This window comes from Microbacterium sp. (assembly GCF_047972865.1).
GTDB lineage: Bacteria > Actinomycetota > Actinomycetes > Actinomycetales > Microbacteriaceae > Microbacterium.
In genome coordinates this window covers 1-7,912 of record NZ_JBKEAY010000133.1, presented here as the reverse complement: position 1 = coordinate 7,912, position 7,912 = coordinate 1, and the positions used below count along the sequence as shown (strand labels likewise).

Here is a 7,912-nt window from a genome sequence, read left to right as displayed (position 1 = left end):
GGCATCGGCGGCGTCCGTGCAGCGACAGGAAGAAAGAGGCCACGATGCCGACGACGATGGCACCCCCGCCGAGCATCAGGTAGAAGTCCCGGCCGACGCCTCCGGTCAGCGGCAGCGTGGGTGCGGCGCGGGGCTGGTTGACGAACGGAAGCGTGAAGACGTGGTTCGGCGCGCCGGCACTGATCGTGAAGGCGTGGGTGCCGGTGACCAGCAGGTATCCGGGCGGCGCGGCGGTCTCGGCCAGAGAGTAGGTACCGGCACCGACCGACTCGACGGCGAACCATCCCGGACGGATGTCGGTGTCCACTCCGGTGTACCCCGCCTGCCCTGTGTTGTCGGTGACGTCGACACTGACGGCTGCCCCACCGATCGTGGCGGTTCCGGAGATCTGCCACTGGGACAGGGCGAGGTCGTTCCCGGCGCCGTCGACTTTCTGCCACCTCACCGAACCGGAGACGGGGGTGTTGACGATCGCACCGGCATCGACGGTGAGGTGCGAGGCGTCGACCGTCAGTGCCCGTACCGTGGCGTCCGGGTGGTACCCGGCCGGCGCGGCGGTTTCGACGAGTTCATACTCGCCCCAGGCCAGCCCGTCGATCCGGAACGCCCCCGCGACCGGGTCGACGTCGGGGCCGGCGCACGGCGCCGACGTGCAGTCGGCGACCGCGACGACGGCGCTGCCTGCGCCCGCCGGTCCGGTGAGGGTCCACTCGGAGCCGGACAGCGGGTTCGCCGGCGTCTGGTCGTCGACCTTGGTCCAGGTGATCGTCCCCGACGTCTGTTTGTTGGTGAAGGTGCACGCCACGTTCTCGTCGCCGAGGATCGCGGGGCTGATCACCTGTGAGACGGAGGTCACCGCCACCGTCGTCGGTGGACCGCTGGGGGGCGTGATCACGCATGAGCCGGAAACGAACTCGTACCCGGTCTGCATCGTCTCTGCCACGCGCAGGCGGAACGAACTGGCCGCGTTGGCGTACAGGTAGCGGAAGGTCCACGTGGCCGTCGCCGGGTCACCGGGCTGGAGCTGCGTCGTCAGTTGCGAGCCGATCGGCGAGCCGGCCATGGTGGTGTCCGGCGTCGTGCCGTCCGCCTGCACCGCCGCTGCTTCCACCGTCCAGCCGGTGCCCGGTTGTGGGTTCAGTCCCTGTTCGTCGAGCACGACCTTGCCGATCGTGACCACTGTGAGGGGGCGGATGCGCAATGGGGTCGGGTCACCCGGCAGCGGGGTGTCGGGGTAGTCGGAGGGCACATCAGCGAATCCGGTCGGCAATCCGCTCAGCGTCGCCTGGTTGACGTAGTCGCCGTGCGGCGCGGCCGGGTCGATCGCCACGTCGATCGAGATGGTCGTGACTCCTCGCGGGACGGTCATCCCCCAGAACGCGATCTGGTTGGTGCCCGCGTATTCGCCGGCGAGGTCACCGATCACGTCCGATGCGGTTCCGCCAAGCACGGCGTTGTCGGCGACAGCGGCGCCGTTCACCTTCACCGAACCGGCGACGAAGGTACCGGGAAGGGCGAAGGTATCGGCGACGTTCACTCCCGCGTGCACGTCGCCGTTCCACGTGATCTCGAAGTCGTAGGTCACGACCTCGCCGCGTTCGCTGTATGGTTTGCCGTCGGGGTCGGTGGCGGCGGTGTGCACGTCCTTGTGCAGCGCTGCCCCGAACCCGCAGGCGGCGCCGTCGAAGAACCCCGCGGTCGGGTTGCCGCTGGAGACGAGTTCGTAGTGTCCGGTCGAGGTCAGGTCGGTGACCCGGTACAGCCTGCCGGTGGCGTTCTGGTAGCCGTAGAGTATTCCGCTCGGCGAGAACCACGTCGCGCCGAACACGCCGCCAGTGACGGCGGGTGACTGCGGGATCCTGGTGACCTGACCGGTCGTCGCATCGACGTTGATGAGGGCGGGCGACGCACCGTCGACCATTCCGTAGAGCAGCCCGTTGATGGGGTTGAATCCCCAGTCCTCCACTCCGATCCCCCCCATTCCGACCGGGAAGATGAACGGGACCTTCGTGTACGTACCGGCCGAGACATCGATCTTGTAGAGGTTGTCGGCCGCGCCGTTGGTCGCGTACAGGTTTCCGCTGTCGTCCATCGCGCCGATCGTCCAGCGCAAGACGGTTCCGACGGCGTTCAGCTCGGCGGTCAGCGGGGTTCCGGTGCCGACCTCGATCGGGATGCCCAGGTCGACCACCGTGCCGTTCGCTGCGAGCTGCACGAGGTGGTTCGCGTGGGGCGCGGGCGTTCCGTTGTCATTGACGTTGCCCAACCCGAAGATGTAACGCGACTCGATGTCCCAACCGATCGCGTTGTAGGGAAACCCCACCGGTCCGGTCAGATCGTTGAAGGTGAACGGAGCGCCTGCATAGTTGATGGTCGCGGGGATGCCCTGATTGGCCGGCGGATTCGAACCGCGCACGAGAACCGCGGTGTTCGGCGTGCACTGCCAGGTGGGCTGCCCCGTGTCGATCGGCGCGGCCGCCGCGGTGTCACCGGTCGTGACCAAGCCGCCCGCGACGGCCACAGCGGCGAGCATCACCCCGGCGAGCAGCGTGGAGACACCGCTACGGAGGGAACTCCGTCGGCTCCGCTGTGCCTTCGTGCGCACGACTCCCCCAAACTCATCCAGGGTCGAACAACGCGCAGTGCCGCGGGTTCGTCACAGTATCCGTGGGGCGGGTTGTGTCGAAGACGCGGTCGTCATGCTCCGGGGGGTGCATAACCTGTCGTTGAGAAAAGTGTATATCCGAATCGGTGGATTTACAAGGGGTTAATTTATAAACATTTTATAAATTAATACCGACAACCGTCGGGCCGGGGATCGTAACGTCCCCGGCCCGACGGCGGTAATCGACGCGGCACCCCTACCCCTTCGTCGCACCCGCCAGCAGACCGCGGACGAAGAACCGCTGCAGCGACAAGAACACGATGAGCGGCACGATCAGCGCGATGAACGCGCCGGCCGTCAGCAGGTACCAGTCCTGACCGCGGCTTCCGGTCATCTCGGCCAGGAGCTTGGTGATCGGGGCGACGTTGCCGTCGGCGAAGATCAACGCGACGAGCAGGTCGTTCCATACCCAGAGGAACTGGAAGATCGCGACCGACGCGATCGCCGGGGCGGTCAGCGGCAGGATGATCCGGAAGAAGATCTGACCGTGACCGGCACCGTCCACCCGCGCCGCCTCGATCACGTCGCGCGGAATCTCCGACACGAAGTTGTGCAGCAGGTAGATCACCAGCGGCAGACCGAAGATCGTGTGGGCGATCCACACCTGCGCGTACCCTGCCGACCCGAAGGCCTCGATGATCGGGAACCCGAAGACTGTCCCCTGGGCGAACAGTTGCAGCAACGGGATGAGCGCCATCTGGATCGGCACGATCTGCAACGCGAACACCCCGACGAACAGGATGTTCTTGCCACGGAAATCGATCCACGCGAACGCGTACGCCGCCAGCATGGCGATGCAGATCGGCAGCACGACGGCGGGGATCGTGATCGCGAACGAGTTCACGAAGGCACCGGCCATGTCGAGCTGGCTGTTGCCGGTCTGCAGGGCAGTGGCGTAATTGTCGAGCGTGAAGCCCCAGTTGGTGAAGACCGTCCACCAGCCGGTGGTCGCAATCAGCTCGGGGGGCCGGAACGAGGTGAGGAAGAGCCCGAACGTCGGCACGGTCCACACCGCGGCGATGATCAACGCCGCCGCAGTCGCCCAGCGGGAGCTGAGCCGCTTCTTCGTGCCGGACAGGTCGGCGCCCTGCCGGCGCCGGGTCTTCTGTGTGACGAGGGTCGCGGTGGCCATCAGCGGATCTCCCTCTGCTTCTTCAACTGCACGGCGTTGTAGATCACGATCGGCATCACCAAGACGAACAGGATGAGCGCGAACGCCGCAGATCTCCCCGCTTCGAAACTACGGAACTGGGTGTACATCTCGTTGGCCAGCACCGAGGTGTTGTTGGCTCCGGCGGTCATGGTGCGCACGATGTCGAACACCTTCAGCGAGGCGATCGAGATCGTGGTGAGCACGACGATCAGTGCCGGCCGGATGCCGGGCACGACGACGTTGATGAACTTCTGCCACCCGTTGGTTCCGTCCAGTTCCGCGGCCTCCAGTTGCTCGGTCGGCACTCCCTTGATGGCTGCCGACAGCACGACCATCGCGAAACCTGTCTGGATCCAGATGAACACGACGATGAGCCACAGGCTGTTCCAGGGGTCGTCGGCGAGGAAGTTGTAGGGTTCGCCGCCGAACCACACGATCACCTGGTTGAGGAACCCGATCTGGCCGACGTCCTCGGGGCGTGCGGTGTACATGAACCGCCAGATGATCGACGCCCCCACGAACGAGATCGCCATCGGCATGAACACGAGGATCTTGTAGTACTTCTCCCCCCGGGTCTTGTCGATGAAGTAGGCGTACGCGAGTCCGGCCACCGTCGAGACGACGGGCGCGATGAGCACCCACAGCACGGTGTTGAGGATGACGCGCACGTTCTGCGGCTGCGTGAAGATCCACACGAAGTTCTCGAATGCGACGAATTCCGTGCCGCGAGAGTTCATGAACGCCTGACCGATGGTCTGGATCGTGGGCACCACGAGCCCGACCGCGAGGAGCACGATCGCGGGGGCGAGGAAGCCGACCAGCTGGAACAACGACCCGGCGCCGTCTTTGGCGCGCCGATCGAGGAAGAAGAACAGCAGACCGAGTACGGCTGCGGCGGCGACCGCTTCCATCCAGGACTGGAAGAGGAACAACACCAGCGCCGGCCCGACGATGCAGGCGATCAGGCGGATGACGGTGTACACCGTGCCGCGGCGCGGCGCGATCTCGATGAAGAAGAGGATGAGGCCGACCACCACGACGAACGCGGCGACGATGACGACGATCTCCAACCACGGGTTGAGCGTGGACAGCCAACGGAAGAAATCTTGAACGGACACTGACACACCTTTCGAGTGCGACGATGAACTCGCGGCGGCGTCAGGTACGCCGCCGGTCACCGCGGGGCCGCCCTTCCGGGCGGCCCCGCGGGGTCGGAGTCAGGCTAGGACGACGGCCAACCGGCCTCGATCTGCCCGAGCACGGCGTCTGTCGACGTACCGTTGACCCAGTCGACCATGCCCTTCCAGAACGTTCCCGCACCCACGGCCGACGGCATCAGGTCGGAGCCGTCGAAGCGGAACGTGGTGTCCTCCGCCTGCAGGATGCTGATGGCCTCCTGCAGAATCGCGCTTGACGCGTTGGTGGGGTCGAGGCCCTTGTTCGCGCTGATGACGCCGCCGAGCGACACACGGCTGTTGGCCCAGTCGGCGCTGGAGAGGTACTCCTGTACCTTCTGCGTCGCCTCGTTGTCGTTGAAGGCCGCGACGATCTCGCCGCCGCCGGTCACCACCGCGCCGCTGTCGCTGGAGCCACCGGTGAACGGCGGTGTCAGGAAGGCCCAGATGTCGCCGTCTGCGGCCACCGTGCCACCGGCGTCGGTGACGAAGCCGTCGTAGAACGACGCTTGGTGGTGCAGCGCACAGTCTCCGCTGACCAGGGCGGCCGCCGGGTCGCCGAACGGCGTCGTCACGATCGAGGCGACGTCGCCGAAGCCCGCGTTGTCGTAGTCGGGGTTGAGCGCGATCTTGCCGAACTCGTCGAAGGCCGAGGCGATCTTCGGATCGGTGAACGGCACCTCGTTGGCGACCCACTGGTCGTAGACCTCGGGGCCCGACTGGCGCAGCACGATGTCTTCGATCCAGTCAGTGCCCGGCCATCCGGTCGCTGCGTCCGATCCGAAGCCGATGCACCACGGGGCCTTGTCGGTGTCGGCCTGGATCTGTGCGGTCAGATCGAGCAGACCCTGCCAGTCAGTGGGAACCTCGTAACCGTTGTCGGCGAAGTACGACGGCGAGTACCAGATCCACCCCTTGACGCTCGCCATCAACGGGGCGCCGTAGAGTGTGCCGTCGACCGTGCCGTAGCCGGCCCAGTCCTCGGACCAGCCTTCGGCGACGTTGCTGGCGACCGCGTCGGGGGCTTCGACGAGGAACCCGCGCGAGGCCATGTCGGCCATGAGGCCCGGCTGTGGGAAGATCGCGATGTCGGGCGCATTGCCGCCCTGGGCGCGAACGGCGATCTGCGCCTCGAATTCCTTCGAGGCCTCGTACTGGATGTCGATGCCGCTGGATTGCTCCCACTCGGCCCACGACTGCTCGAGCAGCTCAGCCTCGGTGTCGGCGATCGTTCCATACACCGTGACGACCGAGCCGGCCGCGTTCCCGGTGCTGCCGGTGGACCCGTCGGAACCGCCCGATCCGGGTCCGCCACTACATCCGGTGAACGCAAGTCCTGCCGCCGAGACGATGGCGATGGGTGCAATCCAACGTCGGTGAGACCTCACCATGTGATTCCTCCTCAATGAGAAATTCGGGTATGCGTGCTGTGAACGCAGATCGGTTCATAGGGAACCGATTCCAGGTAACAGTAGTGGAGCACGTAGAATCACACAATATCCCGCCATGTCACAACCAGATAACATCGATATATCGGGGATGAGGTCGATTTCTGCAATGATGGAACCGGTTTCAGAATTCGACGTGTCACTTCCGAATCGAGAGGGTCTCATGGTTGGAATCTCAGACGTCGCGCGCGCCGCGGGAGTCTCGAAGGCCACCGCGAGTCGCGCACTGTCCGGCGCCGGCTACGTGTCCACCACGACGCGGGCCCGGGTGCTGGCCGCCGCCGACGAACTGGGCTACGTCCCGTCGACGAGTGCCGTGAGCCTGGCGACCGGGCGCACCCAGAACATCGGCGTCGTCATGCCCTACGTGAACCGCTGGTTCTTCGCCGAGGTGCTGGAGGGCATTCAGCGCGCCCTTCTGGATCGGGGACTGGACCTCACCCTGTATGACGCACGTCCGGGCAGCCCGGGCCGCGAGCGGATCTTCGATGACTTCCTCGCCCGCAAACGGTTCGACGGACTGATCGCCGTCGGGGTGGAACCGCGACACGACGAGATCGACCGTCTCCTGTCGATCGGACGCCCCGTCGTCACCGTCGTCGGCCCCGACAGCCCGTCGAGTCTGGTCGAGATCGACGACGACGCCGCCGCTCGCCGCGCGACGGATCACCTGCTCACGCTGGGACACACGCAGATCGCCTTCCTCGGCGGGACTCCGGGCGAACACTGGGCTCGTGTGGAGCGCCGACGCCTCGCCGGGTACGAGGCCGCGATGACGGAGGCCGGCGTCTCCGACGCCATCCGGCACGTTCGCTGCGTCGCTTCCATCCCGGGGGGTTACGAGGCATCCGTCGATCTGCTCACCGAATCATCCGCCCGCGTGACCGGGCTCGTCGCTGTCTGCGACGAGGTTGCGATCGGAGCGATCGTGGCAGCGCGCCAACTCGGGATCGCCGTTCCCGCGCGGTTGTCGATCGTCGGGTTCGACGACCACGAGTACGCCGAGATGTTCGGGTTGACCACTCTCCGCCAGAATCCTCGTGAGCAAGGCTTCGCCGCCGTCGAACTTCTGGTGAAACACCTCGAGGATCCCACGCGCGAGCCGGAGCGGATCCGGATGCCCGCCCGCATGGTCGTGCGCGGATCCACGGCGGCTCCGCCCTCGGCGCCGGACCCGGCCGGTGCCGTCCCCGAGCGGTCGCTGCACGCGAGCGAATGACACAGGCCCCCGCGGCGCGAGGTGCGCGCCGCGGGGGCCTGTGTGTGCGAAAGGGATGCGGTTACTTCAGGGTCACCGAAGCACCGGCCTCTTCGAGCGCGGCCTTCGCCTTGTCGGCGGTCTCCTTGTTCGCGCCCTCCAGGACGGCCTTGGGGGCTCCGTCGACGACGGCCTTGGCCTCGCCCAGGCCGAGCGAGGTGAGCTCGCGGACGACCTTGATGACCTGGATCTTCTTGTCGCCGGCGGCCTCGA

General features: G+C 66.3%; 6 protein-coding genes. 1 reads left to right on the top strand and 5 read right to left on the bottom strand.

Features of this window, described 5'->3' with window-relative positions; translation table 11 throughout:
* From ACK5KK_RS08280 to ACK5KK_RS08265, 4 genes are all read right to left on the bottom strand, one after another.
* Positions 1-2,605: DUF6923 family protein (locus ACK5KK_RS08280; RefSeq protein ID WP_416889613.1), on the bottom strand; the 2,605-nt coding region annotated here is incomplete at its 3' end.
* 256 nt (positions 2,606-2,861) lie between these two features.
* Positions 2,862-3,797, bottom strand: a complete 936-nt coding sequence (locus ACK5KK_RS08275) for a carbohydrate ABC transporter permease (RefSeq protein WP_416889612.1) — start codon at positions 3,795-3,797, stop codon at positions 2,862-2,864.
* The gene (locus tag ACK5KK_RS08270; protein ID WP_416889611.1) at positions 3,797-4,936 is read right to left on the bottom strand and encodes a carbohydrate ABC transporter permease; all 1,140 of its coding nucleotides are present in this window, start codon (positions 4,934-4,936) and stop codon (positions 3,797-3,799) included. The genes ACK5KK_RS08275 and ACK5KK_RS08270 overlap by 1 nt, the downstream gene beginning before the upstream one ends.
* Before the next feature lie 104 nt (positions 4,937-5,040).
* Positions 5,041-6,384, bottom strand: a complete 1,344-nt coding sequence (locus ACK5KK_RS08265) for an ABC transporter substrate-binding protein (protein WP_416889610.1) — start codon at positions 6,382-6,384, stop codon at positions 5,041-5,043.
* A gap of 220 nt (positions 6,385-6,604) precedes the next feature.
* Here ACK5KK_RS08265 and ACK5KK_RS08260 point away from each other — a divergent pair, with 220 nt between their 5' ends.
* The gene (locus ACK5KK_RS08260) at positions 6,605-7,660 is read left to right on the top strand and encodes a LacI family DNA-binding transcriptional regulator (protein ID WP_416889609.1); all 1,056 of its coding nucleotides are present in this window, start codon (positions 6,605-6,607) and stop codon (positions 7,658-7,660) included.
* Positions 7,661-7,721: 61 nt separating this feature from the next.
* Here the strand turns inward: ACK5KK_RS08260 and ACK5KK_RS08255 are convergent.
* Positions 7,722-7,912 (bottom strand): ribosomal protein bL12 (locus ACK5KK_RS08255; protein ID WP_416889608.1); only part of this gene is annotated, 191 nt, incomplete at its 5' end.

What these genes read in the sequence shown, in the direction of transcription:
- ACK5KK_RS08260 (WP_416889609.1), top strand. Translation starts at nt 6,605, where the DNA reads ATGGTTGGAATCTCAGACGTCGCGCGCGCCGCGGGAGTCTCGAAGGCC.
- ACK5KK_RS08275 (WP_416889612.1), bottom strand. Translation starts at nt 3,797, where the DNA reads ATGGCCACCGCGACCCTCGTCACACAGAAGACCCGGCGCCGGCAGGGC.
- ACK5KK_RS08265 (WP_416889610.1), bottom strand. Translation starts at nt 6,384, where the DNA reads ATGGTGAGGTCTCACCGACGTTGGATTGCACCCATCGCCATCGTCTCG.